This window comes from Alcanivorax sp., assembly GCF_040119285.1.
GTDB lineage: Bacteria > Pseudomonadota > Gammaproteobacteria > Pseudomonadales > Alcanivoracaceae > Alcanivorax.
The window spans coordinates 1-26,993 of the sequence record NZ_JBEDTY010000034.1; the positions used below are offsets into that span (position 1 = coordinate 1).

At 55.9% G+C, this 26,993-nt stretch carries 27 protein-coding genes; 19 read left to right on the forward strand and 8 right to left on the reverse strand.

Annotated elements, in window-relative coordinates:
• The 4 genes from ABNH10_RS12470 to ABNH10_RS12485 form a co-directional block, all read left to right on the forward strand.
• Positions 1-109 (forward strand): IS3 family transposase (locus tag ABNH10_RS12470; RefSeq protein ID WP_349384934.1); only part of this gene is annotated, 109 nt, incomplete at its 5' end.
• A gap of 688 nt (positions 110-797) precedes the next feature.
• On the forward strand, positions 798-1,589 hold the full coding sequence (locus tag ABNH10_RS12475; protein ID WP_349386239.1) for an OBAP family protein: 792 nt from the start codon (positions 798-800) through the stop codon (positions 1,587-1,589).
• Positions 1,590-1,753: 164 nt separating this feature from the next.
• The gene (locus tag ABNH10_RS12480; protein WP_349386240.1) at positions 1,754-2,134 is read left to right on the forward strand and encodes a VOC family protein; all 381 of its coding nucleotides are present in this window, start codon (positions 1,754-1,756) and stop codon (positions 2,132-2,134) included.
• Between the two features lie 92 nt (positions 2,135-2,226).
• Complete coding sequence (locus ABNH10_RS12485) at positions 2,227-2,874, forward strand: glutathione S-transferase (RefSeq protein ID WP_349386241.1); 648 nt, start codon at positions 2,227-2,229, stop codon at positions 2,872-2,874.
• Between the two features lie 111 nt (positions 2,875-2,985).
• Here the strand turns inward: ABNH10_RS12485 and ABNH10_RS12490 are convergent, their stop codons facing one another.
• On the reverse strand, positions 2,986-3,396 hold the full coding sequence (locus ABNH10_RS12490; RefSeq protein WP_349386242.1) for a hypothetical protein: 411 nt from the start codon (positions 3,394-3,396) through the stop codon (positions 2,986-2,988).
• Between the two features lie 153 nt (positions 3,397-3,549).
• Here ABNH10_RS12490 and ABNH10_RS12495 point away from each other — a divergent pair, with 153 nt between their 5' ends.
• Positions 3,550-5,634, forward strand: a complete 2,085-nt coding sequence (locus ABNH10_RS12495; protein WP_349386243.1) for a BCCT family transporter — start codon at positions 3,550-3,552, stop codon at positions 5,632-5,634.
• Positions 5,635-5,841: 207 nt separating this feature from the next.
• Here the strand turns inward: ABNH10_RS12495 and ABNH10_RS12500 are convergent, their stop codons facing one another.
• From ABNH10_RS12500 to ABNH10_RS12515, 4 genes are read right to left on the reverse strand one after another with little or no spacing between them, the layout of a single operon-like run.
• On the reverse strand, positions 5,842-6,549 hold the full coding sequence (locus tag ABNH10_RS12500) for a DUF2894 domain-containing protein (protein WP_349386244.1): 708 nt from the start codon (positions 6,547-6,549) through the stop codon (positions 5,842-5,844).
• Positions 6,539-7,177: an OmpA family protein gene (locus ABNH10_RS12505; RefSeq protein WP_349386245.1), complete on the reverse strand. Its 639-nt coding sequence runs from the start codon at positions 7,175-7,177 to the stop codon at positions 6,539-6,541. The genes ABNH10_RS12500 and ABNH10_RS12505 overlap by 11 nt, the downstream gene beginning before the upstream one ends.
• A complete protein-coding gene (locus ABNH10_RS12510) occupies positions 7,177-9,429 on the reverse strand; it encodes a DUF802 domain-containing protein (RefSeq protein WP_349386246.1) in 2,253 nt (750 codons plus the stop codon). The genes ABNH10_RS12505 and ABNH10_RS12510 overlap by 1 nt, the downstream gene beginning before the upstream one ends.
• Positions 9,426-10,211 carry a DUF3348 domain-containing protein gene (locus ABNH10_RS12515; protein WP_349386247.1) on the reverse strand — a complete coding sequence of 262 codons (786 nt, stop codon included), beginning with the start codon at positions 10,209-10,211 and terminating at the stop codon, positions 9,426-9,428. The genes ABNH10_RS12510 and ABNH10_RS12515 overlap by 4 nt, the downstream gene beginning before the upstream one ends.
• 319 nt (positions 10,212-10,530) lie before the next feature.
• On the opposite strand from ABNH10_RS12515, the gene ABNH10_RS12520 reads away from it, so the two are divergent.
• Together ABNH10_RS12520 and ABNH10_RS12525 are read left to right on the forward strand one after the other, a co-directional pair.
• Positions 10,531-10,806: a hypothetical protein gene (locus ABNH10_RS12520; RefSeq protein WP_349386248.1), complete on the forward strand. Its 276-nt coding sequence runs from the start codon at positions 10,531-10,533 to the stop codon at positions 10,804-10,806.
• 82 nt (positions 10,807-10,888) lie between these two features.
• Complete coding sequence (locus tag ABNH10_RS12525) at positions 10,889-11,464, forward strand: hypothetical protein (RefSeq protein WP_349386249.1); 576 nt, start codon at positions 10,889-10,891, stop codon at positions 11,462-11,464.
• Here the strand turns inward: ABNH10_RS12525 and nhaD are convergent.
• A complete protein-coding gene (nhaD, locus tag ABNH10_RS12530; protein ID WP_349386250.1) occupies positions 11,461-12,690 on the reverse strand; it encodes a sodium:proton antiporter NhaD in 1,230 nt (409 codons plus the stop codon). The two genes, ABNH10_RS12525 and nhaD, sit on opposite strands and share 4 nt — an antisense overlap.
• Positions 12,691-12,954: 264 nt before the next feature.
• Here nhaD and ABNH10_RS12535 point away from each other — a divergent pair, with 264 nt between their 5' ends.
• The 4 genes from ABNH10_RS12535 (at position 12,955) to ABNH10_RS12550 (ending at position 17,965) form a co-directional block, all read left to right on the forward strand.
• The gene (locus tag ABNH10_RS12535) at positions 12,955-14,244 is read left to right on the forward strand and encodes an imelysin family protein (protein ID WP_349386251.1); all 1,290 of its coding nucleotides are present in this window, start codon (positions 12,955-12,957) and stop codon (positions 14,242-14,244) included.
• Between the two features lie 83 nt (positions 14,245-14,327).
• Entirely contained in the window at positions 14,328-15,722 is a 1,395-nt protein-coding gene (locus ABNH10_RS12540; RefSeq protein WP_349386252.1) for a di-heme oxidoreductase family protein, read from the forward strand.
• 25 nt (positions 15,723-15,747) lie between these two features.
• Complete coding sequence (locus ABNH10_RS12545) at positions 15,748-16,785, forward strand: imelysin family protein (RefSeq protein ID WP_349386253.1); 1,038 nt, start codon at positions 15,748-15,750, stop codon at positions 16,783-16,785.
• 67 nt (positions 16,786-16,852) lie between these two features.
• Positions 16,853-17,965 carry a DUF1513 domain-containing protein gene (locus tag ABNH10_RS12550; protein ID WP_349386254.1) on the forward strand — a complete coding sequence of 371 codons (1,113 nt, stop codon included), beginning with the start codon at positions 16,853-16,855 and terminating at the stop codon, positions 17,963-17,965.
• A 40-nt stretch (positions 17,966-18,005) separates the two neighbouring features.
• Here the strand turns inward: ABNH10_RS12550 and ABNH10_RS12555 are convergent, their stop codons facing one another.
• Both ABNH10_RS12555 and ABNH10_RS12560 read right to left on the reverse strand, forming a co-directional pair.
• Positions 18,006-18,398, reverse strand: a complete 393-nt coding sequence (locus ABNH10_RS12555) for a hypothetical protein (protein ID WP_349386255.1) — start codon at positions 18,396-18,398, stop codon at positions 18,006-18,008.
• Positions 18,399-18,590: 192 nt separating this feature from the next.
• Complete coding sequence (locus ABNH10_RS12560; protein ID WP_502877132.1) at positions 18,591-19,007, reverse strand: MerR family transcriptional regulator; 417 nt, start codon at positions 19,005-19,007, stop codon at positions 18,591-18,593.
• A 162-nt stretch (positions 19,008-19,169) separates the two neighbouring features.
• On the opposite strand from ABNH10_RS12560, the gene ABNH10_RS12565 reads away from it, so the two are divergent.
• From ABNH10_RS12565 to ABNH10_RS12600, 8 genes are all read left to right on the forward strand, one after another.
• Positions 19,170-19,793, forward strand: a complete 624-nt coding sequence (locus ABNH10_RS12565) for a cation diffusion facilitator family transporter (protein WP_349386256.1) — start codon at positions 19,170-19,172, stop codon at positions 19,791-19,793.
• A gap of 102 nt (positions 19,794-19,895) precedes the next feature.
• Positions 19,896-20,111 carry a DUF3820 family protein gene (locus ABNH10_RS12570; protein ID WP_035458987.1) on the forward strand — a complete coding sequence of 72 codons (216 nt, stop codon included), beginning with the start codon at positions 19,896-19,898 and terminating at the stop codon, positions 20,109-20,111.
• Between the two features lie 58 nt (positions 20,112-20,169).
• Positions 20,170-20,850, forward strand: coding sequence for a DUF4336 domain-containing protein (locus tag ABNH10_RS12575; RefSeq protein ID WP_349386257.1), 681 nt, complete (start codon positions 20,170-20,172; stop codon positions 20,848-20,850).
• Positions 20,851-21,074: 224 nt separating this feature from the next.
• Complete coding sequence (locus ABNH10_RS12580) at positions 21,075-22,238, forward strand: efflux RND transporter periplasmic adaptor subunit (protein ID WP_349386258.1); 1,164 nt, start codon at positions 21,075-21,077, stop codon at positions 22,236-22,238.
• Entirely contained in the window at positions 22,238-24,172 is a 1,935-nt protein-coding gene (locus ABNH10_RS12585; RefSeq protein ID WP_349386259.1) for a MacB family efflux pump subunit, read from the forward strand. The genes ABNH10_RS12580 and ABNH10_RS12585 overlap by 1 nt, the downstream gene beginning before the upstream one ends.
• On the forward strand, positions 24,165-25,550 hold the full coding sequence (locus ABNH10_RS12590) for an efflux transporter outer membrane subunit (RefSeq protein ID WP_349386260.1): 1,386 nt from the start codon (positions 24,165-24,167) through the stop codon (positions 25,548-25,550). The genes ABNH10_RS12585 and ABNH10_RS12590 overlap by 8 nt, the downstream gene beginning before the upstream one ends.
• Positions 25,551-25,679: 129 nt before the next feature.
• Complete coding sequence (locus ABNH10_RS12595; RefSeq protein ID WP_349386261.1) at positions 25,680-26,525, forward strand: histone deacetylase family protein; 846 nt, start codon at positions 25,680-25,682, stop codon at positions 26,523-26,525.
• Between the two features lie 85 nt (positions 26,526-26,610).
• Positions 26,611-26,991, forward strand: a complete 381-nt coding sequence (locus ABNH10_RS12600) for a sirohydrochlorin chelatase (RefSeq protein ID WP_349386262.1) — start codon at positions 26,611-26,613, stop codon at positions 26,989-26,991.
• Positions 26,992-26,993 lie beyond the last annotated feature (2 nt).

Here is a 26,993-nt window from a genome sequence, read left to right on the forward strand (position 1 = left end):
TGATTATATCGAGATGTTCTATAACAACCGACGACGCCATGGTTCTAATGAAAAGCTGTCACCGGTAGAGTATGAAAAGCGTCACCAAGAACGGCTGGGAAGTGTCTAATGAACTGGTGGCGATTCATAGTGCTCAAGCGGAGCCTCAAGAGTATATCGGCCAGGCTCCGCCATGTAGTTACGACGGCATTTAGGGCTGATGCTTTTGCATGCAATATGACTCTCGCCTACTTGGTAGTAGTGTTGGGTCATTAAGGAAAAATTACATAGCAATTAGGATCTGCTCGCCTCTGCGGGCCCGACGCTCGAGCCTCGCGCTTTCTCGCTGTATTCGCGGTGGATCGTTTAAAAAGGGCGCTTGAGTTGGCGGGTTGTCTCTTTGACGGATAAGCTCCACTGTTTTAGTGTAGGAGGTACTGCTCTTTCTTTATCGGTACGCTGCAGATATCTCATGGCAATGTAAAACGGTTGGCGAGAGTGAAGGTGCTGATATCACAGTCCGCCTTTTATAACAGGTGCGTGTTGCGGTTAGTGTATGAATTCGGCCCGAGCGCTATGTGTCTGAATCATCACCGGCTGACTTTCTTTCCCAGAGCCACAGGAGGAAAATATGCAAGGCGTTTTATTGCAGCCTAAAGAGGTGGACGATTTGTTTCGCTTTTGTCGTTGACGAATCTGCCATTCTCTGCACGTTAGCCTATACTGATTTAGTATTCGCACGATGGAGTTATTGCACAACTTTTTACAAAAGTCTTTGTCCTCTTTCTTTGTCCTCTTCGCTTATTTTGGAGTCTGCCGTGACAAATAAAGCCAGAATTAATCTCTTCCTTAATTTTTTTGTGTCTACGATTTTATTCCTCTCGGTAAGTGCGTGTACGGACACTGATCCACAAACGACGCCGCCCGGTGCTGATGAGAGTGCGACCACAAAAGCCCTGGAATTGGGCGCAGCCATGCTGCAAACGAACTCGCCCCTTGACGAGATGGATGTATATCTTGTCGGGTTTCACCCAATGAAGGAGAACCCGGCCCACCAGATGGAAGCGCATCATTTCTGTCGTCAGGTGAACGAAGACTTTGCGCAGTGCGCGCTATTTGACGGTAATGCGACCGATGCCAATCTTAATGGTATCGAGTACATCATCTCTGAACGATTATTTGCCTCGCTGCCTGCGGAGGAGCAGAAGTACTGGCATCCTCATAACTACGAGATTCTTTCCGGGCAACTTGTCGCTCCAGGCATTCCAGATATTGCGGAAAAAGAGCTTATGCGCGGCAAGATGAATAGCTATGGCAAAACGTGGCACGTGTGGGACACCCGCAGCAAGGCGGGAACGGAGCTTCCGCTTGGTAAGCCTAAGCTGGCTTGGTCGTTCAATCGAGATGGAGAGGCCCAGCCTGACTTGGTGAAAAGCCGAGACGAGCGTATGGACATTGACACCGAAGAGAAACGGCGGGAGCGAGCCGACTTCGTTAAATTCGCTCACCCTCAAGTTGGGGTTGATGACATTAAAGGAGAGTTTCCTCGCCCTACCCAAGAAGTTCCGGGGGTTGAGGAGGCCAAGGGCGCGGAACCGGAGGGCGAGTAGCCGCTACCGTATGAAAAATCAAGGCGCTGTCCAAGCCACTTGACCATCATGCATAGTGAGACATTTACGTTCGCCCCCCATTAAGGCGACCGGCTGCTGGGCGCCTTAATGGGGCGCCCTTTGATGGTGGCGCTATCAATAATTCCTTGTGGTGGGAGTCATCAATGTTTGAAGTTAAAGCAACCCAGCATGTTCTGGCGGTGCAAGACTTGGAGAAGGTCGAACGCTATTTCTTGGATACATTAGGGTTTGCGGTTCGGTTTCGTTTGGATGGCTGGTCGTTCCTGAGTCTGGGTGGTTTTCATATTATGTTAGGGCATTGCCCAGACGAAATGTCAGCCTGTGAGACAAAGGAACATTCGTACTTCGCCTATGTGAACTGCGTGGGTCTTGATGATCTTTACGCTGACTACCAGCAGCGTGGCGCTGATGTTTTTCAGACAATCGCTGATAAACCTTGGGGCTTGCGTGAGTTTGGTGTGGCAACCCCAGAGGGTCATCGAATCATGTTCGGTGAAGAGATTGAACCTTCCGACGTCGAGTAATGACGTTGTTTGCTCTCTTGGCGGTGCTTTAATCTCGCCATAGCCTGGCACGCATCATTGATTTGATTTTCCCACAATAAAAAAGAGCCCCCATGATCTCCCCGTCTCACTGCCTGTACTCTTTTCGACGCTGCCCCTACGCCATGCGCGCCCGTCTGGGGCTCCTGTTCGCTGAGCTGGCGGTGGAGCTTCGAGAGGTCGAGCTAAAAAATAAGCCGACCCAAATGTTAGAGATTAGTCCCAAAGGGACTGTGCCGGTATTGAAGGTTTCCGGTGGGGCGGTCATTGAGGAAAGCCTGGATATAATGCTTTGGGCTCTTGAGCAGAATGATCCGCAAGGATTGTTGAATCCTGCGCAGGTGGGCCAGGCCAATGCTCTGATTGAAATAAACGACAACGAGTTCAAATATTGGCTTGATCGCTATAAATACTCCGACCGTTATCTTGAAATGACCGAACCCGAGTACCGGAGAAAGGGAGAAGCGTTTTTACAGGTTCTAGAGGCTTTGCTGGTTAAGAGCCCGTTCTTGCTAGGCGAAAACGTAACCATTGCAGACATTGCTGTTATGCCGTTTGTTCGTCAGTTCGCCCATGTAGATCGAGATGCCTTCTATAGGCTGCCTTATCCGAATCTGCAGGTGTGGCTAAATCGCTGGTTGGACCACTCACTCTTCCTGCAAGTAATGGCCAAGTATCAGCCATGGAAAGAAGGGGATGGCTTGGTGGTTTTTCCTTCTTAAGGCTGGTCTCTTCTTGGTTGTCATGTGCCATGCAGTTGTGAGTCATCATCAGAACAAATGCACGTTCTCAAATTCGTTTAATGCGCTGTTTCCACTGGCAAATACAGTCAATTAGTCTGCTGAGCGCGTGGTAGCAGCGTGTTTTTCGTGCGTATATACCTGTGTGGCCTCACCCAGTACTTCGCAAGCTTGAAGAATTTTCGCTTCAACGCTGACCTGATCTCCCTCTGCCATTTCAATGGTGATTTCTCCGGTAGTTTGGCTGTCCCTGCGAATGTGAAGTTCTCCGCTTTCGCTGTCGATCAGCGTTGAGCCGTTCTTTTTTTGCTTGGAACGCAGAAGATAAGTCAGGGTGTTGTAGTGACCGGCACAGGTCACTTTCAGCTTGAAGCTGTGGCTGGAGCCGATGGCGCTGTGAAGAATGTCGAGTTTGCAGTCTTGCTCATTGGCCTGAGCCGTTGAGGTGAGTGTGAAAAAGATGAAGAGAGTCAGAAATGGCTGGCGCATGAGGGTGGGTGTCATAGGACGCTGCAGTGGATTGAGGAAGTTAAAAGCCTAGCGCAAAGTTTTGCGCTCTTATAGGGGGTGCAGGTAAACATCCCGGTGGAAGCAGGATAAAGATACCTATAGGGTAGAAGTCCGTACGCTTTTGTACACGAACAACAGGGATGAAATATGGCTGACAAGGGGATAATGCGTAACTCGACGATTCTGGTGCCGGTGTTTTTGCCAGCGGTCATCGTTTCCTTATTGCTGATTATCGGCACCATTAGTGATCCGGAACTGGCTGGGGAGGTATTTTTTTCTGCTCAGGCATGGATCACTGAAACGTTCGGCTGGTTTTATATGCTGGTGGTGGCGCTATTCTTTCTTTTCATTGTCGGTATCAGTATAACGTCCTGGGGCAATATCAAGCTGGGGCCAGATCATTGCGAGGCGGAGTATTCGTTTCCGGAATGGTTCGCCATGTTGTTCTCTGCGGGCTACGGTATTGCGCTGTTGTTCTTCGGGGTAGCCGAACCGGTGCTGCATTATTCCGAGCCCCCTGTGGCCGACCCACAGACGGTGGAAGCGGCTAAGCAGGCTATGCAGATTGCATTCTTCCATTGGGGCTTCCACATCTGGGCCATTTACGGCTTGGTTGGTCTGGTGATGGCCTACTTTGCTTTTCGTCATGGGTTGCCTTTGTCCATGCGTTCGGCGTTCTATCCTCTTATCGGCGAAAAAATCTATGGGCCTATTGGCCATGCCATTGATGTGTTCGCCATTCTTGGCACCATGTTTGGTATTGCGACGACTCTGGGCTTATCTGCGGCGCAGATAAACGCGGGTTTGAATTACCTGTGGGATGTGCCGGTGGGCAACATGGTGCAGATTAGTGCTATCGCCATTGTCACCGCGCTGGCCACGGTGTCGGTGGTGGCAGGGATGGACAAGGGCGTGAAGCGATTGTCGATTCTGAATATGGTGCTGGCGATTGCTCTTATGCTGTTTGTATTCGTGGTGGGCCCAACCGTGCATATTCTGGAAAGTTTTGTGCAGAACACGGGCAGCTACTTGAGTAATATTGTTGAGCGCACTTTTAACCTGCAAGCCTACACCCACAATGATTGGATCGGTAACTGGACCCTGTTTATCTTCAGCTGGACCATTGCCTGGGCGCCTTTTGTGGGGCTGTTTATTGCGAAAATCAGTCGTGGCCGCACCATTCGCCAGTTTGTAGTTGGGGTGATGTTGGTGCCCAGTATTTTTACCTTCCTGTGGTTCTCGGTGTTTGGCGATACGGCCCTAAACGCGATTATGGAGCAAGGTTATACTGAGCTTGTGACCCAGGTTCAGGCGGACAAGGCGGTCGCTTTGTTCCAGCTGTTCGACCATCTCCCCTGGTCCAGCGTGGTGTCGTTCCTGGCGGTATTGTTGATCGTTACCTTCTTTGTGACCTCGTCGGATTCCGGCTCCCTGGTGGTGGATTCCCTCGCGTCTGGCGGGGTGCTGGAAACCCCGGCTTGGCAGCGAATTTTCTGGGCCGTTCTGGAAGGGGCCATCGCATCGGTGCTGTTGTTAGCAGGGGGGTTGAGCGCACTGCAGACCATGACCATGGTGAGCGCCTTGCCGTTTGCGATCATTATCCTGCTTGCGGCCGTGGGTATGTGGCGGGCGCTGGTGATTGAAGGGCACCGGGAAACCAGCTTGCAGGCGCATATGGCGCAGCGCCGCCACATGACTGGCAGTCAATGGCGCCATCGCCTCACGGCCATGATTCGTTACCCTACTCGTAAAGAGGTGGAAGCCTTTATCCGTAATACCGCCATGGGCAGTATGACAAAGGTGGTTGATGAGTTGCGCAAGGCTGGCTGGGATGCGTCGGTGAATTTCGATGAGCACTTTATCCGCGCCGAGCTGGTGGTGAATCGCGATGAGCATGTGGGCTTTATCTATGACATCCGTTTGATTACCACAGCGGTGCCGGAATATGCCTACAGCAGCCGTGAAGCCAAGGTAAACGATGCCCATGAGTATTGCCGCGCCGAGGTATTCTTGCGTCGTGGTGGCCGTTCTTATGATGTATTTGGCTACGATGAGGTGGATATCATTCGCGACATGCTCGACCAGTTCGAAAACTATCTGCACTTCTTGAACGTGGCGCCGGGTAAGTTGCCCTGGGAAATGGCGGAGCATGATGACCTGCTGCGCGATCAGGCTGGCGGTAACAGCGAAGGCAAAAAAGGTGAAGGCGACGGGGATGTGAAGCCAGTGTAATGGCTGTCTGATCTACATTTTGTCATTACTTGGACGCCCCACATGTTGGGGCGTCTTTCGTTTCAGGCCAATGTCGGATTACGCCTTTAGGCTAATCTGCCCTACAGGAAATGGCGGCTGTGGCCCCCTCGGATTGCGCTTGTAGGTCGCATTAGGCGTAAGCCGTAATCCGACATTTAGGGGAGTCAAAACACGCAGGGGGAGTGGTCAGCGTTTCGGTGCGATTTTTTCCAAGCTCATCAAGGTATCCAGATAATTCACAAAGTGCTCTAGATACGCGGGCGACAGTTCGCGTAGCGTTTCAATGGAGCGGGTGACCAGCCGGTGAGAATTAAGTGGGCCGGCGTCGCTGGGAGTGTGAGTAATGGCGTCGTCGATGCGTTGCTGGGTTTGATAGGCTTGGCGCTGGCTGCGTAACTGACGCAGGGCGTTCAGCTCCCTTTGCTTAGGGGGCAACGATGGCACGCTGGCATCGTTATCTGCCAGTACCTGCTTTTCCTGTTGTTTTAACAGGCTCGCGAGGGTGTTGTTATCTTCCGGGTCGTCTTCTGTGGGGGCCGCGCTGTAAGACTGATGTAATTGAGCAAACGCTGAGGGCGCTGCGGGCGGTTGTGCTTGGCGCAAGCGTGCCCGAAATTGAGCCGGGTTGTCGCCGGCTTCTCCGGCAATTTCCAGTGTTGCTTTGGCTTGGGCTAACGCGCTTTGGTACTCGTTGAGTTGGGTGTCCAGCTTGGCCAGCGTGCCGGGAGGGGGCTCTGGCAGCGTGGCCAGCCGTTGGGCGAGGCTGGCCAGAAAGCGGAACTGCACCGGGTCAAAGTGTGCTCCGCCTTGTTCACGCAGGGCCTCCAAGCGCTTTGTTAAAGCCTTCAGCTTTGCTGAGGATGGCGAGGGGGGCGAGTCTACGTCAGGGCGCATTGGGTTCCCCTCCTTGCCGGGGCACGGTGGTCAGCTCCACTCGGCGGTTACGGGCGCGGCTGTCAGCGTCGTCGTTTGGGATCACCGGTTGGTTATCGCCAAAGGCGGCGGCAAACACCTGATCGGCAGGCATACCCTGCTCAATCAAGGTGCGGGTGACGGTGAGTGCTCGCTGGGCTGACAGCCCCCAGTTATCCGCATAGCGACCGTTGCCCCGGTTGATGGGCAGGTCGTCGGTGAAGCCGCTGACCATGAGCATATCGTCGTGCTGGCTGAGGAAAACTTGTAGCGGTTTCACCAGATCGCTGAGCAAGGCCTCCCCTTCTGGTTGCAACCGGTCGGAGTTGAGCTGAAACAGCACGCTGCCACTGATGCCGATACGGCCATTATGGAAAGTCACACGACCGCTGGCCAAGGGGTCGGCCAGCGCTTCTTCCAATGCCATGCGCCGTTGTTCTTCGGCGAGGCGTTTGGCTTTTTCCTGCTCCAGGGATTGGCTTAGCTCCAGCTGGATGCCGATCACCCACACCAGCAGCAATACCAGAATGCCTACCAGGGCGGCCATGAGATCCGAGAAGATGGCCCAGACCGGCGAGGCCTGGGCATCGCTGTCGTGTAATTCGTCCATCAATTAACCCCGGAAACCGAGCGTTGGCCATTCTGCACAGGGGCATCGCCTTGGCGCAGGCTGGCCAGGGCATCAATGATTTCTTTCTGTGAGGCCATGCTGAGTTCAATCACCTCGCGGGCTTGTTCCACGTAGTAGCCCAGCTGCTCGTCAGCCCGGGCAGAGGATTTCTCTAGCGAGGTTTCTACCTGTTGCAGGTTGTCTAGCAGGGTGTCGTTGGCGCGGCTAAACAGTTGCACGGCCGTGGCAAAGGCGTCGCTGAGGCTGGCCACTTCCGCGGCGCTGCCGGCGACGTCGCCGGCGACCTGATTAAGTTGGGTGGCCTGGTCGCTGACCTGTTGCGAGAAGGTATCGCTCACCTGACTAAGCGTCTCGCTGGAGGTGCGGATCAAGGTGTCGATGGCGTCACGCTGGGCGCCGGCGGCGTCCTGCTGGGCACTGAGCAGGGTATCCAGCTCGGCCATGATGCGGCGTCGCTCTTCCAGTAATTCGTTATCCCGTTCGCTACTGTGGGTCATTTCCTCGCGCAGGCGGGAAATGACTTCCGCGGCCGCCTTCGGTGTTTCCGAGGCGGTTTCGATCAAGCGCATCATCGGTTCTTCCAGAGCAGTGCCCAGGCGCTCCAGATGCTCGCTGACGGTGGCTTCTAGCCCGGCCAGGCGCTCGCTGGCGGCGTCACCGCGAGCGGCTTCTTGATCGCGCAAAGTACTGAGTTGCTCACCCAGCTGGTTGATCAGGCTGTCCATGCCGGTTTGCTGGCCGCTGAGCAGGCCGGCGGCGCTGTCACGGAATTCGCTGTTGTGTTCGTGCAGAGCGTTACGGATGTCGTTAACCAAGGTGGCCACGGTGCGTTGCTGCTCGCTGAGGCCAGTTTGCCACTGTCGAGCGGCCTGTTCGGTGCTGGCCTGGAACTGGCCGGCGAGGGCAGAAAACTGCTTCTCGCTGTGTTCGGCCACGGCCTGTTGGGTGTCGCGTACTTGTTGGAGAAGTTCTGCGCCGCTGGCCCGGTGAGCCTCCAGCCCGGCGTTCCAGTCTTGCAGTGCCTCGCGGGTGGCGGCCTGGAATTCTCCGGTGATGGTGGCGAGTTGTTGCTCACTGGCGTTGCCCAATCGTTGTTGGGTGTCACGGACCTGTTGTAGCAGAGAATTGCTGTTGTGCTGGAACTGATCGTGGTGAGCCGCCAGTGATGTGCTGATATCGCTCACTAGTCGGGCGCTGGTCTGTTGGTGCTCGGCCAGCCCGGAACGCCAGTGTTCGGCGGCCTGCTCGGTGGTATCACGGAAGCGCTCTGTGAGTGTGCCAAGCTGCTGTTCGGTGAGGGCATGGAGCCTTTCGTGGGTGCCCTGAACCTGTTCGCTGAGGCTGGCCAGTGACTGAGCCGTGATCGCTTGTACGCTCTCGGCAGCCAGCCGGCTGCTGTCGGTCAAAGTGTCGCGCAAGGAATCGCCCACGGCGCGGGCTAACCCGTGGTACTGCTCTTGGAGCCCATGGTGGAAGGCCTGCTGGTTGCCGGTGAGCTGTTCGCCCATTTGTTCCATGCGCCCGGTGAGGGAGTGCAGGGCAGTGACCAGTGCCGGGAACACTTGGGACTGGCTGTGCAGAGCCGCGTAGGCCGCTTCGCGTTGGTGATTTAAAGAAAAGCGATACAGCTGGCCGTTTACTGCATCGTCCAACTGGCGGGAGACGTCCATGCGGTCGCGGCGACACAGGGTCGCGGTGAGGCCAAGCATGGCGGAAGCGGCAACCCCGGCAATGGAGGTGCCGAAGGCCAGGCTCAGGCCGGCAATGGGGGCCGACAACGCGCTGCGAATGGCGCTCAGCTCACTGCTGCCATCCAGGGCGGTGGCGGCGCCTTTGAGGGTGACGATCATGCCCACGAAGGTGCCCAGCAAGCCGAGCATCACCAGTAAACCGGTGAGGTACGGGGTCAGTACCGGTCCGGGCAGGGCGGCCGGATGGCCGTCAACACGGCGTTGCACGGCGTGGCGCAGGGTGTTGGGCAGTTCGCCCAGCCAGCGAGTCAGCGTTTCGCGGCCATCGTCATCGTCAGGGTGGGGAAGTTGTTGTAGTCGCTGGTTTAACTTGGCGGTATCGCGGCGGTAGCGCAGTAATTCGACAAACCCGAGCCCGTAGACGGCGGCGATCAGCAGGGTAACGGTGAAGGCCACCGGGTTACCCAGGAAGGTGGTGCCGATCCAGATAACGGCCAGGGCGCCGAGGGCAAACGGGAGAGCAAATAGAAAACGTCTCATGGGGTGGTGCTTTCCTTATCATCAATGTCGGAGAACCGGGTGCCGGCGTCGGTGGCGGCGCCTGCCGCCGCGTCCAGTAACCCCAGAATGGGCTCCTGTCGGGCGTCCAGCTCAGCGAGTAACAGCATTTGAATTTCTTTGCAGAACTGGGTGAGCCAACCGTTGGTGGCCATCCAGTGTTGCGGCGGTGTGTGTTGGCCTTGTTGCCACAGGGTACGGTAGCGCTTTTCCAGAAAGGCCGGCATGGCACTGAAGCAGCGGCGCACATACGCCGAGAGGCTGTGGTCGAACACCGCATCCAGCTCAGCCAGCCGGGCCAGTTCGGCGCTGTGGGCAGTGAGCTGACGCCGGGTGCGCAGGCGCAGGTTGCTCAGTGCGGCGATCATCTGCCGTTGGTGGGCTTGATGGAAACGCTCATAGGGGCCAAAGGTGGGCCGCTTGCCCGCGGGGCTATCGTTGTTCAATGCTGGCAGGCTGATTACTGACGCGGCCTGTTTGCCGGCGAAACTGTGGCTCAGGTTTTCCAGCAGGGTGTTGCGGGTTTTCAGCAGATCAGCCTGCAGGGTCTCTGAAATATCGTGCTGAACTATAAACGGGCCCTTTGGGCGGTGCTGGGTGGCAGCATCCAGGGCAATTGTGTCGGACAGGTCAAACAGCCGGCCCAGCCGCTCAGCGAAACACGGATGGGGGGACGCGGCCGCTTTGGGGTCCAGGCTGGCAAGCAGCTGTACCAGCCGGCTGCCGGCGGGGCCGGTTTGCGCGGGTGTTTGCGTCCTGTACATACGGTTGTCCATGGCGGCGGTGAACGAAACGGGCCTACCCGGCAGTCGCAGCCATGGGCTGTGTGTGCCGCCCAGTGTCGTGCGGATAGGCCAGCCGTCCATTCTAATAGGGAAAGGCCGGCGATGATAATGCGCTGGTCGGTTGAGCGTTGGGTCACGGCGACCATACCCATTTAGTGGCCGAAGAACACGCATTGCTGGGCAGGTTTTCGGGCGGTAAGGGTTGTGGTCGGCGGCAGCCTTGACCCTGCTCGGCAAATGGGCTCACTCTGAAATGGACTGTGTTTGGAATCCCCCGGATTGAAAAGGAGTTTTGATTATGGAAACCGGTAAACAAATGATTGCTGATATTAAAAGCAAGCTGGACGAACTGGAGAGCGAGCTGGATCAGTTGGAGAAGCAAGGTGCAGCAGACCGTAGCACGGAGGCGGAGCGCCACCAGCTGGCGTTAGAGGATGTGTTGACTGAATTGCAACAGCGCATCGATGAATACCATGAGTTGACCGGTGCAGGCAGCGTAGACGGCCAGGCTAATTGGCAACAGCTGGATAACGATTTGAAAGAATTGGATAACGACCTTTACGGCGCTAATTAAATTGCTGCTGTGATCGTCCTCGGTGTGCAGGGAGTTCTTCGGTATGCTCCTTGCCTGCTTTTCCAAGGACGGGAGTCACCCTATGGCCATTGGGCCGCTTAGTTGGCCGCTATTGTTGCAGTCGGTGCGCCGGCATCTCGCTTTCTTTTTCATTCTGTTTTCCCTCGGCTTGTCTTTTGCCGCCGTGGGGGGCGGTATGCTCTGGTTTGCAGACAGCGGTGACGGCGGCGTGATGTTTGGCGGAGGGCTATTTGCGTTGATCGGTATTGGGATAATAATCACCGCAGTGGTGACCAATTTCAGCAGCATTGGCTATTACTATGAACGGGCCTTGCTAAGGAAATATGGTGCGAACGTGGATGGCGAGGTACTCGCTGTTACGCAATACAATGAACCAGAGAACGAAGAGGAGGTTCTTTGGTTGTTACGTTTCCGTTATGCCTATGTTGGCCGGTGTCATGAGGGTGAAGCCTTTTTGCCCGATGAAAAATGGCTGAGCCAGTTCGGTGTGGGTGATTGGGTGCCGCTACGGGTACTTAAACCGCGCCCGAAGTATGCAGAACCGCGTTGGCGGAAATGGAAAAAACAGCTGCAACGCGCAGGCCGTTGGCAAGCCGGCCCCGGCGAAGCCGATAGCCGGCCTGCCGGCGGTGGCTAAACCAGCTGCCCCAACCCCAGTACCCCCACAAATCCAACACTGTAGGCCACCAACAGGTAGCCGAAGTAACGCAGGTAGCTGCCGAAGGTGAGCACTTCGATCTTGCTCATGGCGATCACCCCGGCGGCGGAGCCAATGACCAGTAGCGACCCGCCCACACCGACCGAATAGGTTAGTGACAGCCACTGGGGCAAGTTCATTTCTATCCCGGAATTGAGCAGCGCGGCGGTCAGCGGCACGTTATCGAATAGTGCCGAGGCCAAGCCCACCAGGAAATTAGCGGCCACGGGTGGCATCACATCATAAAGCGCGGGGAAGTAGGCCAGCATACCCAGCTCCTTGAGCATACCTACCAACAGCAATACGCCCAGGAAAAACAGCAGGGTGTCGAATTCAATCTTGCGGATATATTCCAGAATTGGCTCGTCCTTGTTTAGGAACTGCACCACCATGAACATCAACGATAGACCGAACAGGAAGCACAGCACCGGCGGAATTCCGAATGCCACGTTGGCCGCGATAGTGCCGACAATGGTGCCGAAGAACAGCAGCGCGATAACCTTGTCTCCGCGTTCGATGACGTTGTTCTGTTTTTTGATATGCACGTCTTCATTGAGCCCCAGCGATAGCATTAATGCCAGTGCAGCAACTGCTCCGGCGGCGGGCAGGCTAAGCAATAGAAGGTCCGGAATTTCCACTTTGCCTGCCAGGAAAATCATCAGTGTAGTGACATCGCCGGTAATCAGCGCGGTGCCCCCAGCGTTCACCGAAAATATCACCAGCACCACGTAGCGCATTAGTTTTTTGACCGGCAGGTTCAGGTTCATCAACACGGCGATACACACCAGGGTGGCGGTGATGTTGTCGGCCATGGAAGAGAACAGGAAGGCAAACGCGCCGGTGAGCAACATGAGCTTGCGCTCGCTAATGCGCTCGGGCAGCAGTTTGTTGACCAGGCTATCGATAATGCCTTTGCCGGACAGGTAAGCCACGAAGGTCATGGCGGCCATGAGGAATAACCACAGGGTGGCAATATCCAGCAGGTTTTCATTGAGGCTTTTCATCAGCGCGTCGTGACTGAGGTGAGCCGGGGGGGCAATAAAAAACAGTAACCAGGCGAAGGACCCGAAAAACAGCGTGGTTTTTGCTTTATCAATATGGACGATATCTTCGACGACGATGGACAAAAAGCCCAGCGCTACCAGGATCAATAAAACGGTGGTCATGGCGGGCGACTCGCACTGTAGCTAAAGGAAGGAGCGGAGAGCGGCGCCATTCTAGGCTTTTTGTGAACCGGGTTCACCGTAAACAATTTGTTTATTGGGGGGCATGCGGTGAATTGTGGCGAAAAAAACACCGGGAATGGGCGAATTTTGCACACAGCCCTTTAAAAAGATGAGAATAATTCGCATTATGTGCGCCCGGACTGTTTCCGCGTCGATCTGGTCGGCGCGTTTGCTTGTGCTATGCGATCTGATCGAGGAATTTTCATGCTGACTCGCCTGTCCACTGGGGGCCTTTTACTGGTTACCCTGTTTTTGTCTGCCTGTAGCGACGAACCGCAATCCACCGGCGCAGCTGTTGCCCCCGTCTATGATCAGGCGCAAGGCAAAAAGGTAGTCAGACACTATGCTGACGTGGCGCTGGCGACCTATACCGATGCGCTTGCCGAAGCTCGTGAGCTGAAAACCCATATCGATACGCTGCTGGCTGCGCCCACAGAAGATAACCTGATGGCGGCGCGGGATGCCTGGCGTGCTGCTCGGATCCCTTATATGCAGAGCGAGGTTTTCCGCTTTGGCAACGTGGTGGTGGATGAATGGGAAGGACAGGTGAACGCATGGCCGCTGGATGAAGGTTTAATCGATTATGTGGCTGAGGATTATCAGGCGGTGATGGGCAATCCTGGTGCTCGCGCCAATATTATTGCCAGCCAATCTCTAAAGATTGGTGAGCAGACGCTGGATCTAACTGAGCTGAGCCCAGAGTTGTTAGCCAGCTTGAATGAGTTGGGCGGCTCCGAGGTGAATGTGGCTACCGGCTATCATGCTATTGAATTTTTGTTGTGGGGGCAGGACTTGAATGGCACTGAGGCTGGTGCTGGCGAGCGCCCCGCCTCGGACTTTGCCACTGGCCCGCAGGCCACCGGAGGGCATAACCAGCGTCGCCGTGAATACCTGTCTGTGGTCACCGATCTGCTGATTGACGATTTGGAGGTGATGGTGGACGAATGGCGCTCGGGCGAGGAAAACTACCGGGCTGAGCTGGAAGCCGACACCGTGGAGAACGGCCTTCGTAAGATGCTGTTCGGTATGGGCAGTCTGTCTTTGGGGGAATTGGCGGGTGAGCGAATGAAAGTAGCGCTGGCGGCGCACTCCTCGGAAGATGAGCACGACTGCTTTAGTGACAACACTCATGCGTCGCATTTTTATAATGGCAAGGGTATTCGCAATGTGTATCAGGGCGAGTATCGGCGAGTGAATGGTGAAACCTTGACCGGCCCTTCCTTGAGTGACTTGGTAGCGGCCAACAAGCCGGTCATTGATAATCAATTGAAAACTGACCTGGAGGCCAGTGAAGCGGCGCTACAGGCGCTAGTGGACAGCGCGAACAACGGCACCCATTTCGATCAGTTGATTGCGCCGGGTAACAGCGACGGTGCGGCCACGGTAAATGCGGCCATTGATTCTTTGGTGGCACAGACTACCAGTATCGAAAAGGCGGCGCGGGCGCTGAACATTCAGGCTCTGAACCCGGATACGGCCAGCCACAGCTTCTGAAGCGAGGCCGGGTGGGGCGTAGATTCTACGGGCTGCCTGGTCCGTTTACGCTGTACCAACAAGAATAGAAGGATGACCAGCCCTTGCGATATCTCCTGCTGACTCTGGCTGCTTTGTTTGCGGCCTGCGGTCAGGGCCCCAATTTCACTGCAGCAGAACCCGGTGAGCACCTGTCTGCGGGCGAGACTACGGTCATTAAGACCGACCAGAATGCGTTTTCGTTACCGCTGGCGAATCTGTCACCGTCCCGACGCCTGGATTTCAGTGTGGGTAATAGTTTTTTCCGGAACCCGTGGGTCATTGCTCCGGCCTCCACCGATGCCCGTGACGGGCTTGGCCCGTTATTCAATACCAACGCCTGTCAGAACTGTCACATCAAGGATGGCCGAGGCCACCCGCCTGGCCCTGAGGCCAAACAAGCGGTTTCCATGCTGGTGCGGTTGTCGGTGCCTGCTAAAGCAGAAGATGATTTGACCCAGGGTGGGTTAATGCCCGAGCCAACCTATGGCGGGCAATTTCAGGATGCGGCCATTCCCGGGGTTGAGCCGGAAGGCCGGGTGCGGATGGATTACCGCCCCCGGATTGTCACTTTTAACGATGGCTACCAAGTCTCGCTGCGGGTGCCTCGACTGAGTTTCAGTAACTTGGCGTACGGAGACATGCATCCTGCCACGCTGTTTTCCGCGCGTATTGCCCCGCCGGTGATTGGTTTGGGGTTGCTGGAAGCCATTCCGGAGGCAGACCTGTTAGCCCATGCTGACCCGGAGGATGCGGACGGTGACGGTATCAGTGGCCGGGCAAATCGCGTTTGGGATCGCCGTAATGACACCACGGCCATGGGACGTTTTGGCTGGAAGGCAGGGCAGCCCAGCTTGCGCCAGCAAAATGCGGAAGCCTTCGCTAATGACATGGGCCTTACCAGCCATTTGGTGCCCACCGATTCCTGCTCCCCGGCCCAGCACGATTGCCTGGCCATGCCCAACGGCGGCGACGCGGAGGTGAGTGATTCCATCCTCGATAACGTCACGTTTTATACCCGCAACCTGGCCGTGCCGGCCCGCCGTAATGTAGACGATAAACAGGTGCTGGCGGGTAAAAGCCTGTTCTTCCAAGCGAATTGCCAAGGCTGCCATGTGGCCGTGTTCACCACCGGAGCCGAGGCCGCGGAGCCGGAGCTGGCCAACCAGACGATTCGTCCCTACACCGATTTGTTGCTCCATGACATGGGGCCGGGTTTAGCGGACGGTCGCCCGGAGTTTTTGGCTAATGGCCAGGAGTGGCGTACCCCGCCGCTGTGGGGTATTGGCCTCACCGAGGCAGTGAATGGCCATACTCAGTTTCTCCACGATGGCCGCGCCCGCAATCTAATGGAAGCGATTCTCTGGCACGAAGGTGAGGCGGCTCAGTCTCGGGATGAGGTGTTGGCGTTTGATGCTAGTCAGCGCGCGGCGTTGTTGGCTTTCTTGAACTCTTTATAACGACGATTAAGGTCGAGGATTCACCATGCGTGCTTTGATTATGCAGGGGGCGGTTGTGTTGTCCGTGTTGATGCTGGCAGCGTGTAGCAACCCTCGGCAGGAGGTCACTGTTCAGCTGGCCACTGAGGTGTTATTGCCGGCTCACCAACAATGGCACGACAGCAATGCCGCGCTGATGGACAGTGTGGAGGCGTACTGCGCGGACCCGCAGGCCTCGGTGGAAAAGATGAAGGCCGCATTTTTTCACGCCCAGTCACAGTGGTCTTACTTGCAGCCGTTGATGATCGGCCCGTTGTCGGAAGGCAATCGTAGCTGGCAGGTTCAGTTCTGGCCCGACAAACGCAACCTGGTGGTTCGACAGACCGAAGCGTTGTTAGACGAGGCCGGCCCGCTCACCGGTGAGCAGCTGGAGAAGGCCAGTGTGGTAGTGCAGGGGCTAACCGCTTTTGAATATGTGCTGTTTGATGAATCGATAGCACTGGCTTCCAGCCGTGATCGCTATTGTCCGTTACTGAAGGGTATTGCGAACCACCAATGGGCGTTGTCTGAAGAGGTGTTGACGCTGTGGCGTGGGCCTGAGGGAATGTTGTTGCAGTTAAGCGATTTTCCCAACGAGCGCTATGCCATTGCGGATGATGGTCTGGCGGCGATTCTGCGGGTGCAGATTACCGGTGTGGACGTGCTGAAGAAAAAATTGGGTGTGCCCATGGGCCGCCTGAATAAGGGCGTGGCGCAGCCCTATCAGGCGGAAGCTTGGCGTAGCCAGCAATCTATTGAAAACCTGCAAGCGTCACTAAAAGGCGCGCGGGTGGTATGGCAGCGGGTCCGTTCTCTGGTGAGCGATGAAGGCCTGGTGAGTGATATTGATCAGGCCTACGCAGATGTGCATAGCCGGATGAAGGCATTGCCTGGCTCGCTGGTGGAATTGGTGCAGGCCCCCTCCCACAGGGATACGTTGGCGGCGCTTTATACCGCGCTGGATCAATTGGAAAATCGGCAGCAGATAGAGCTGGCTCGGGCACTGAATATCCAGATTGGTTTTAACGCCAACGACGGCGACTAGAGTCCGTTGCGCGTTAATAGTTAAAAAGCGTGGTCGGAGTGGGCGATGCAAGCTTGTGGAGAGCGTTATGCCACTAACACGACGGAACTTGCTGGGTGCTGGTGCGGCGATGGCCGGTGTGGCCGCTCTGGGTGGCGGGTCACTGTGGACCGGAACGGCGGGCGAGTCGCCCCTGCTGCTTTCCGCGCGCAACGATGATGCCGGCCGGCACTATGCCATGGGTTATTACTTGAATGGCCAGCGGGCATTCGCGACGCCAGTGCGCGAACGCTGCCATGCGGTGGCTCGCCATCCTTTCCTGCCTGTTGCTTTGTTTGTGGGGCGCCGGCCAGCAAGGGAAAGTTATCTGTTGGATCTGCGCGACGGCTCTTTGCTGCAAACCCTGCACAGCCAGCCGTATCGACACTTCTATGGCCATGCCGTGTTCCATGCGCAGGGCCAATGGTTGTACACCACCGAAAACGATCTCAATGAGCCCGGCCGTGGCGTGCTGGGGCGCTACCGGTTGGATCACGCTGCTTTGCAGCTAGTCCATGACGGTGAAGCGTCCACCCATGGTGTTGGCCCCCACGAACTGGCCTGGATGCCAGAGGGAGAATCCCTGGTGATTGGTAACGGTGGTATCCGCACTGACGGGCTCAGCCGCCAACAAATGAACCTGGAGACCATGACCCCCAGCCTAGTGATCATGGATCGTCACGGTGCGCTAATCAGCAAGGAAACTCTCACGGATACGCAAAGCAGTATTCGTCACCTGGATGTGGCTGGCGACGGCACGGTGGTGACAGGGCAGCAATATCATGGCCCCGCCTATAACCGTGTGCCGTTGCTGGCCATCAAGCGCCCCGGTGAGGCCTATCAAACGTTTCCTGTTAGCCAGACACAGCTGGCAATGATGGATCAGTACACCGCCAGCATCGCCATTCATCGCCAGCAACGGCAAGTGGCCATGACGGCGCCACGGGGCAACCGGTTCTTTATCTGGGATTTGGACAGCGGGGAGACCTTGCTGGATACGCCGATGTCAGATTGTGCCGGTGTGGGGGCAGTGCCGGGCGGGTTTGCGGTGACCTCGGGGCAGGGCAAATGCCGTTACTTCGAGAGCCGTACTGCGGATGTGCAGGGGCAGTGGCTGGCATTGCCGGGGGGCGGCTGGGATAACCATCTCTGGTCAGGTTAGGCGCCCGTGATGGCGGGCGCCAAAAACAAGCCACTGAATGTTAATCGTGCCAGTCGGATACCTTGCCGCTGCACACCCAGTCCTTGGAGCCCCGTTCGACCCCAATGGATCTGTAACTGTAGCGGCCATTGGCGTTGGATGTAGACCAACTCTTGGTTTTACCGGCCCCGATGCCGGAGGCGCCGCAATCTTCAGAGCCGTCTTTGCGTTCATTGCAGAAACGGGCGTAGATTCGATTGTTGCAGGAATTGCGGTAAGTAACGATAAAATTCCCTTTGCTGTACTGGCTCCACTTGGTGTTGTGCACCACCATGCAGGGGCCGCCGCCACTGTTGCGAGCATCCCAACAGGTGTCATCGTCCAGGCTGGAGTAATAGTCTGCGGCAGCAAACTGTGAAGCCAGTAATGTGGCAATGCCAATGGTCCATTTCATGATCTTCCCCTTGTTCCCTTCTTTGTTGAGCTAGTTGGCTCCCCAAAAGAGCCGGCTATGTTTATTGTAGAAAGCTGCCGGGAATATGCCTCACCCATATGGGGTAAATGGGTGCATAACGTGTTGTATAAATGTCAGCCAAGGCGCTTGTAACGGGAAGAGACAGGAAGGGCCAGGAGGTGGCCTCTGGGTCTAGTGGCCATGTTCGGTGGTGCATTTGCGGTGATCACTTAACACTTCTATAACCCGGCATTCGCCAGGCCTCCCTTGTTCGCACTCGTTAATCATTCGGCCCAGTTCATCGCGCAAGGCGCTGAGTGATCGAATTCGTTGCTCGACGGCCTGAAGGTGGCGGCGGGCAATATCATCGGCACAGCCATGCTGTTCACTCATGGTGAGCAGCTCGCGAATATCTTCCAGGGTGAAGCCCAATTCGCGGCTATGACGAATAAAGGCCAATCGTTCCCGGTGGCGCTGATGGTAGCGTCGCTGTCCCCCTTCACTGCGTGCCGGTTCCGGCATCAATCCGATTTTTTCGTAGTAGCGAATCGTCTCCACCTTGCAGCCGGTGGCGTCACTGAGCGCGCCGATAGAGAACAGGGTTGGCATGATTATTACCTCATGGGCCGATAACTGGGCTTGAACCTGTAGTTACTATATCTTTTTAAATGGAGCCTGAATCAGTGAAATCAAGGAGCCCAAGCAGGCGCTACCGGCAGCAATAGACGTTTGCCACTGCCATGTCGGGCCCAAAGAGAGTGGAGAAACAATATGGGTTGTTGTGATCACGAGATAGTGGAAAACCCGGCACCAGATTACCAGCGAGTGCTATGGATCGTGTTGGCGATTAATGCGGTGATGTTTGTGGTGGAGGCGGCCTCTGGGGTGCTGGCGGATTCGCGGGCATTGCAGGCCGATGCGCTGGACTTTCTGGGCGATACCGCTACCTATGGTTTAACCCTGTGGGCGTTGGGACAGTCGGTGGCCTGGCGGGTACGCGCAGCCCGTATCAAGGGGGTGTCGTTATTGTTGATGGGCGTGATCGTGCTGGCGAACAGCATTTGGGCGCTGGTGCAGGGCAGTGCGCCGCAGGGCGAGCTGATGATGGGCGTAGCCAGTTTGGCGCTGTCGGCCAATGTGATTAGTGCGCTGTTATTGCTGCGCCACCGGCAGGGGGACGCCAATATTCGATCCGCCTGGCTGTGCTCGCGCAATGATGCGTTGGCCAATCTGACTGTGCTGATCTCCGGCACCCTGGTGGTATGGCTAGACAGCCGTTGGCCAGACCTGCTGGTGGCAGTGGCCATTGCGGGCCTGTTTACCCACAGCGCCGTATCGATTTTGCGCCAGGCTCGGAACGAATCCGCCGAAGAGAGCGGGTGCGGTACGTCGTGAGCAAGTGGCTATTGTTGTTGGCGATGAGAAGGCAGGGCGGTAGGCTGCACCGAGTTGGGCAGCTTATGTCTCTGCCTCTCCACTGTGATCAAGATGAGCCCTATGGAATTTAAACAGGAAGACCTGACCGCCCTGATTGAACGCACCATGCCCTTCGGCAAATATGCCGGCCGGGTATTGATCGATCTGCCCGAGCCATACCTGTTGTGGTTTACCAAGAAGGGTTTCCCGAAAGGCGAGCTGGGCCGGCTGATGGCACTGGCGCTGATGCTGAAAATGGACGGTACGGAAGGTTTGCTGGAACCGTTACGCAAATAGGCTGTATCACCGGGGTCAAGCAGGTATCCTGAGTGCATATCCCGTTCAGGAGTCAGCTGTGCCGTTACTTGAAGTGGTTGCCAATAATGTCTGGGCCTATGCCATTCCCCATCACTTTATGGGGCTGCATGTGGGCGCTCGGATGACTGTGGTCAAATTGTCTTCGGGTGGTTTGTTGCTGCACTCCCCGGTTCCGGTGGACGATGCGTTGGCCGGGGAACTGGCGGCGTTAGGTGAAGTGGCGCATATCGTTTGCCCGAACCTTTTTCACCATGTGTTTGCCGGCGAAGTGAAACAGCGTTACCCCCAGGCCGTGCTGCACGGCCCGGCAAAACTGGCGAGCAAGCGCAAGGATCTGGCACTGGATGCGGTGCTCTCGCAAACCCCGCATCCAGACTGGGGGGATGATTTCGAGTTGGTGTTTATCGAAGGATCCATGTTACACGAGACGGTGTTCTATTATTGTTCCAGTAAAACGCTAATTGCCGCCGATCTGATTGAAAACTTCCATCAATGCGACCATGGCTTCACTCGCTGGTATTTGAAACTGGGAGGCCTGTGGAAATCACCGGGCTGGCATCCGGTTTTACGGCTGGTGTATCTGAACCGGCGCAAAGCCCGCGCCAGCGTGACCCGAATCCTCGAGTGGCCCTTTGAAAAACTCAGCCTGGCCCACGGCGAGGTCATCACTGAAAACGCCCGTAACCAGGTCCGCCATGGGATGGAGTGGTTGCTCTAGTTCAACGTTCCACGTTGAAACGTGAAAAGCGTGGCTCGGTGGCAGAGCCACATTAGAAACTGTAGTACCGCGATTCTTTTTCCCGGGACCACGGGGTTGTTCTGGCTGCGTGGCACAGCGCTGTTCGCGCTTTTAACTTTGAACTCGCAATTTCCTCTCTCCACATTTCTTGCAACATTTCCCGTTATATTCCTCACCATCATTACTGGTCTGTGGAATTGCCCATGCCTCGCTGGATTCGTCGTTTCCCGAAAACGGTTCTTTTCGTTGTTGTTTTAATCGTATGCCTGTTGTTCGCCGGTTGGCGCTGGGGCTTTTCGTCGGCGCCGGCCACGCAGTGGGAAACCGCCACGGTGGAGCGTGGTGATGTGGAGGAACTGGTCACCGCGCTGGGCACCCTGGAGCCGGGGGATTATGTGGATGTGGGTGCGCAGGTCTCAGGGCAGTTGACGCATTTGTATGTGGATGTAGGGGACTCGGTGGAGGAGGAGCAGTTGCTGGCTGAAATTGACGCCTCCGTGCAGCAAACGCAAGTAGATGCGGGCCTTGCTGAGCTGGAAGCGTTACGTGCTCAGTTAGAGCAGCGGCAGGCCGAGTTGAATCTGGCTGAGCTTCAATATCAGCGTCAGCAGCGTTTGCGTGACGCGAATGCTACCAGTGAAGATGCTTTTCAAAGTGCCGAGTCAACCTTGGCGATTACCGGTGCCCAGATCAAAGTATTGCAAGCACAGATTCGTCAGAAACAAGCCAGTGTAGAGGGCGATCAGGCGACCCTTGGCTATGCGAAAATTTATGCTCCACGCAGTGGCACGGTTGTGAGCCTGGACGCCCGTGAAGGCCAGACGCTTAACGCTAACCAGACCACCCCGACACTGATGCGCATTGCTGACCTGTCCGTGATGACGATTTCTACGGAAGTGTCCGAGGCAGACGTTCATCGACTAAGCGCAGGCATGCCGGTTTATTTCAACACCCTTGGCAATGAGACGGTGCGCTACGACAGTGAGCTACGGCAAGTGCTGCCTACGCCGGAAGTGGTGAACAATGTGGTCCTGTACACCGCTGAGTTTGATGTGGCTAACGATAATAGTCAGTTAATGTCGGGGATGACCGCGCAGGTTTTCTTCGTGGTTAATTCCGCCCGCGATGTGCTGAGCTTGCCGATGGCTGCCGTAAAGCGAGCGGGGCGAGGGGCGTGGAAAGTTCAGGTGCTGGATAGCAAGGGGGAACCAAAGGATCAACCAGTGAAAACCGGTATCGACAACCGCGTTCGTATCGTGGTTGAGGAGGGGCTTGAAGAGGGCGATGTTGTGACGTTGAGCCAGGCGGGTGGCAATGTCGCGTTGAAAAAAAACAAGGATAGTCTGCCACGTCAAGGACGGTTCTAATGCCGTTGATTGAACTGTGTAACATTCGCAAGCGTTATCCTGCCGGGGATCAAGATGTAGAAGTCTTGCACGGCATTGATTTGTCCATTGAGGCGGGGGAGTTTCTCGCCATTATGGGCAGCTCCGGTTCGGGGAAATCTACCCTGATGCATATTCTTGGCTGTCTTGATCAACCCAGTGACGGAGAATATCGCTTTTCCGGCCAACCGGTGACGGCCATGGATCATGACCAGCTGGCCTGGTTGCGTCGGGAAATGTTTGGGTTCGTATTCCAGAGTTATCACTTGATTGGCACCGCCAGTGCGTGGGAAAACGTAGCGTTGCCGGCTATTTATGCAGGCGTGCCCCGAGAAGAGCGCAAACAGCGAGCGCAGCAGTTACTGACGGATCTTGGTCTTGAAGATCGCCTGGAAAATCGCCCGAGCCAACTTTCCGGGGGGCAGCAGCAGCGGGTATCTATTGCTCGGGCCTTGATGAATGGCGGCAAGGTGATTCTTGCCGACGAGCCCACCGGTGCGCTGGACAGCGCCAGTGGGGAAGCGGTAATGGATCAGCTGCGCAGCCTGGCGGAGCAAGGCCACACCGTTATTGTGATTACCCATGACGCCAAGGTGGCCGCCCATGCGGACCGGGTAGTGGAGATTCATGATGGCAACCTGATTAGCGATACGCGACATCATGATCATCTCCATGAGCGCGCCAAACCAGTGTCAGCGCCGCCAAAAGAATCCGTGATGCCGGATCCTGGTGAGGTGATGGAAGCGGTTGTTATGGCTTTGCGTTCTTTGCGTGCTAATTGGATGCGCACCCTGCTGACATTACTTGGCATTGTTATTGGCGTTGGTGCGGTAGTGGTGATGTTAGCGATTGGTGAGGGCGCAAAACAGGATGTGGTGGCACAGATCAATGAGCGTGGCACCAATCTTCTAGTCGTTCGCCCGGACCGGGGCATGCAACGAGTGGCGGATGGCGTGATTGCCACCTTGGTGCCAGCGGATGCGCAAGCGTTAGAGTCCCTTCCTAATATAAGCATCGCGGTACCGGAAATTTCTGGGAATGTGACTGCCCGGGCCAATGGTATGGATATCTCGACCAGTGTGCAGGCGGTGAACGAAGATTTTCCATCGCTACGTGATTGGCAGCCTGTGCAGGGAATATTTTTCGGGGAGGAGGATCTCAAGAGCTATTCTCCGGTGGCTGTGATTGGCCAGACAGTAAAAGAGAATCTGTTTCCGGAGGGTGATCCATTGGGGCAGTTCCTGTTACTCGACAGTATTCCTTTTCAAGTAATTGGTGTGATGAGCGCTCAGGGCGCCAGTGATCGGGGGGAGGATCAGGATGATGTGGTCATTGTTCCACTGTCCACCGGAACCCTGCGTTTATTCGGACAAAACTATCTTAACTCTATTACGGTAGCGGTGGATGATGTGACGCAAATCGATGCCACGGAAGCCGCTGCGGTGGCGCTGTTAACCCAGCGTCATGGCAAGCAGGATGTGCGCGTTTTCAACATGGCCTCGCTGCTGGAAATGGTGTCGGAAACCCAAAACACCTTAACGGCTCTGCTCGGTTCCATTGCCGCCATTTCCTTGTTAGTCGGCGGAATCGGAGTGATGAATATCATGTTGGTGAGTGTGACCGAACGTATCCATGAAATTGGTATCCGTATGGCTACCGGGGCAAGACAGCGCAATATTCTTCAGCAATTTCTTACCGAGTCGGTGGTGGTATCGGCCTTGGGCGGCATTGTTGGCGTAGTGATAGGGGGATTGGTGAGTTGGTTATTGATGCTGTTTGGCATGGCGATTGTGTTCTCCGTGCCGGTCATGGTGGTGTCTTTTGTCTGCGCTGCGGGAATCGGTTTGTTATTTGGTTTTGCACCTGCGTTGAAGGCCGCGCGCCTAAACCCAGTGGAGGCGCTCAGTAATGATTAAGGCAATCAATAAACAGTTGTGGGTGATGGTATTTGTTTTGCTTTCCGGCTGTGCCATGCAGTCCGGCCTGCAAGCTCCGGAACAGGGAATGCCAACGCAATGGCTCAACCAGCAGCAGGCCAGTGAGGCCATGGTGAACCACCCGCAATGGTGGCAACAATTTAACAGCGCGGAGCTGGATCAGCTGGTGGAAAAGGCGCTGGCGGCCAATACGGATTTGCTGGTGGCGGCGGCGCGAGTTGAGCAGGCTGACGCGCAATTGGGCCAGGCGGGTTCGGCATTGTTCCCGACCTTGGGGTTGGGCGCCGGTGGCAGCCGCAACGGTGTATTTGGCGAGGGCGGAAGCAGTGAAAGTTACAACGCCTCACTGAGTGCCAGTTACGAGCTGGATCTGTGGGGGCAGCTTCGCAATAGCCGTGATGTGGCGCGAGCTTCCCTGCTGGCGAGCCAGTTCAGCCGTGATACCGTGCAGCTCACGGTCATTGCCAGCGTAGTGAATACCTATCTGCAGGTGTTATACCTGCAGGACAATCTGGCGCTGTCAGAAGAAAACCTGGCGCTGGCCCAGCAAGTATTAGATGTGGTGCAAGCCAAGGTAGAGAACGGTGCCGTTTCTCCCCAGAATCTGGCTCAGCAGAAAACGGTGGTCGCCAATGTGGAGGCGCAGCTGCCCTCCCTGCGTCATCAACTTCGCCAGAGCCGCTATGCTCTGGCGGTATTGGTGGGCGAAATGCCGCAGGCATTCCAGGTGGGCGGTGGCGCTCTGAGTAGCCTGCAATTACCGGAAATTCAGGCCGGGCTACCGGATCAGGTGCTGGCCCAGCGCCCGGATGTTGCTCAGGCTCAGGCCAGCTTGATGGCGGCGGACTATTCCGTGGCCGCCGCCCGGGCGGACTACTGGCCCTCTATTACGCTCACCGGCAATGGTGGTTATGCCAGTAGCGCACTGTCTTCGTTGTTTAATGGCGATGCGGTGTACAGCCTGGGCGTGTCGTTGGCGCAAACCCTGTTCGATGGCGGTGCCCGCGATGCACGAATTGACCAGAGCAAGGCTGTTTGGGAAGAGCGGGTGGCCAGCTACACGGGCACTTTGTTGGTGGCTCTGCAAGAAGTGGAACAATCACTGAGTAACGTGCAGGGATTGGCCGCGCAGCAGCAGTACCGTGGAGAGGCATATCGGCAAGCAGAGGAAGCTTACCGAATAGCACAGGTTCGTTATCGGGAAGGAGAAACTGAACTCACGGATGTGCTCAGTGCACAAAGCAGCTTTAACAGTGCCCGCCAGAACAGTCTCGACCTGATTTATAACCAGTATCAGTCTCGCGTCACTCTGTACCGGGTGTTGGGTGAAGGGGGCAAGGCCTCCGCTGAATCCTGAGTTATTTGCCGGTTTATCTTTGAAACGACACAATACGGCGACCTACCACAGCCTGTCAGGTCGCCCGTGCTGCCGCTTGTGTATCACCCCGAATACAGTTTTCTGTTTCCTGGGAAACACCGCTTCCCCATGGAGAAATTTTCTCTATTACACACCCATTTGCGGCGCCGCAGGATTGCGTGTGTCGATAACGAATTCCGTCCCGGTCGGGCCAAGGCCGCACTATTAAGCCAGGCTCACTGCCCGCAGTACGTATCGGCCATGGTGAACGGTACGCTGGGTGCCAAGGCGTTGCGGCGCATGGGGTTGCCCTGGAGTGAAGCCTTACTGAAGCGATCCTGTATTGCGCCTATGGGAACGTTAATGACAACTCAGTTGGCATTAGAACATGGTATTGCCTGCCACCTAGCCGGCGGCACCCATCATGCCCATTACGATTTCGGTTCCGGTTTTTGTATTTTCAATGATCAGGTGTTTGCGGGCCGCCAGTTGTTGGATCGGGGCGTGGTCAACAAGGTGTTGATGTTTGACTGCGATGTTCACCAGGGCGATGGCACGGCTGCCATGCTGGCGGATGAGCCTCGGGCTTTCACGTGTTCCATTCACTGCGAGAAAAACTTTCCTGTTCGCAAAATGCGTAGTGATCTGGATGTGGGTTTGCCGCTGGGGATGACGGATCAGGATTATCTGGATACGGTATTTTCCACGTTGGAATCATTGCTGAAATCAGAGCAGCCGGATCTGGTGCTTTACGATGCCGGGGTGGATATTTTCCAGCATGATCCGTTAGGACGGCTGCATATTTCTGAGCAAGGCATCGCCGATCGAGACCGGGGTGTCATCGCCCGTTGCCGAAGCCGGAATATTCCTATAGCAACGGTGATTGGTGGCGGCTACGATGACGATCGTGAGGCGCTGGCCCGCCGGCACGCAATCGTTATAGAGCAAGCCTTTGCGTTGCAAGTTGAAAGTTAAAAATTCAAGCGAGGCCAACACCCGCGCTCAGTGAAACCCTTGCAGCTTTTAGCTTTCAACTTTCAACAGCTCCGAAGGAACTATCATGTCCAAAGCCTTATTGATCATGGCCCATGGCAGCCGCAGTGAAACGGCGAACGATGAATTTCGTGTGCTGGTGAATACGGTGGCAGAGTCTGGCCCCGGTGCCGGGCAAGAATATGTGGCCGTGTTGCCCTGTTTTCTCGAACTCGCCAACCCCTCATTGATCGAAGCGATTCAACAGCTGGAACATCAACCGGTGGAAACGGTGCAGCTGTATCCCCTGTTCTTTAACAAGGGTAAGCATGTAGGAAGGGATATCCCCGCTCAAGTAGAAGATGCCCGTCAGCGCTTCCCGGATTTGTCGATTGAGCTACTGGAATATTTCGGTAGTGCCCGCGGACTGACGTCGTTAATTTTGCAACATGTTAGTGAACAAGCCTAGCG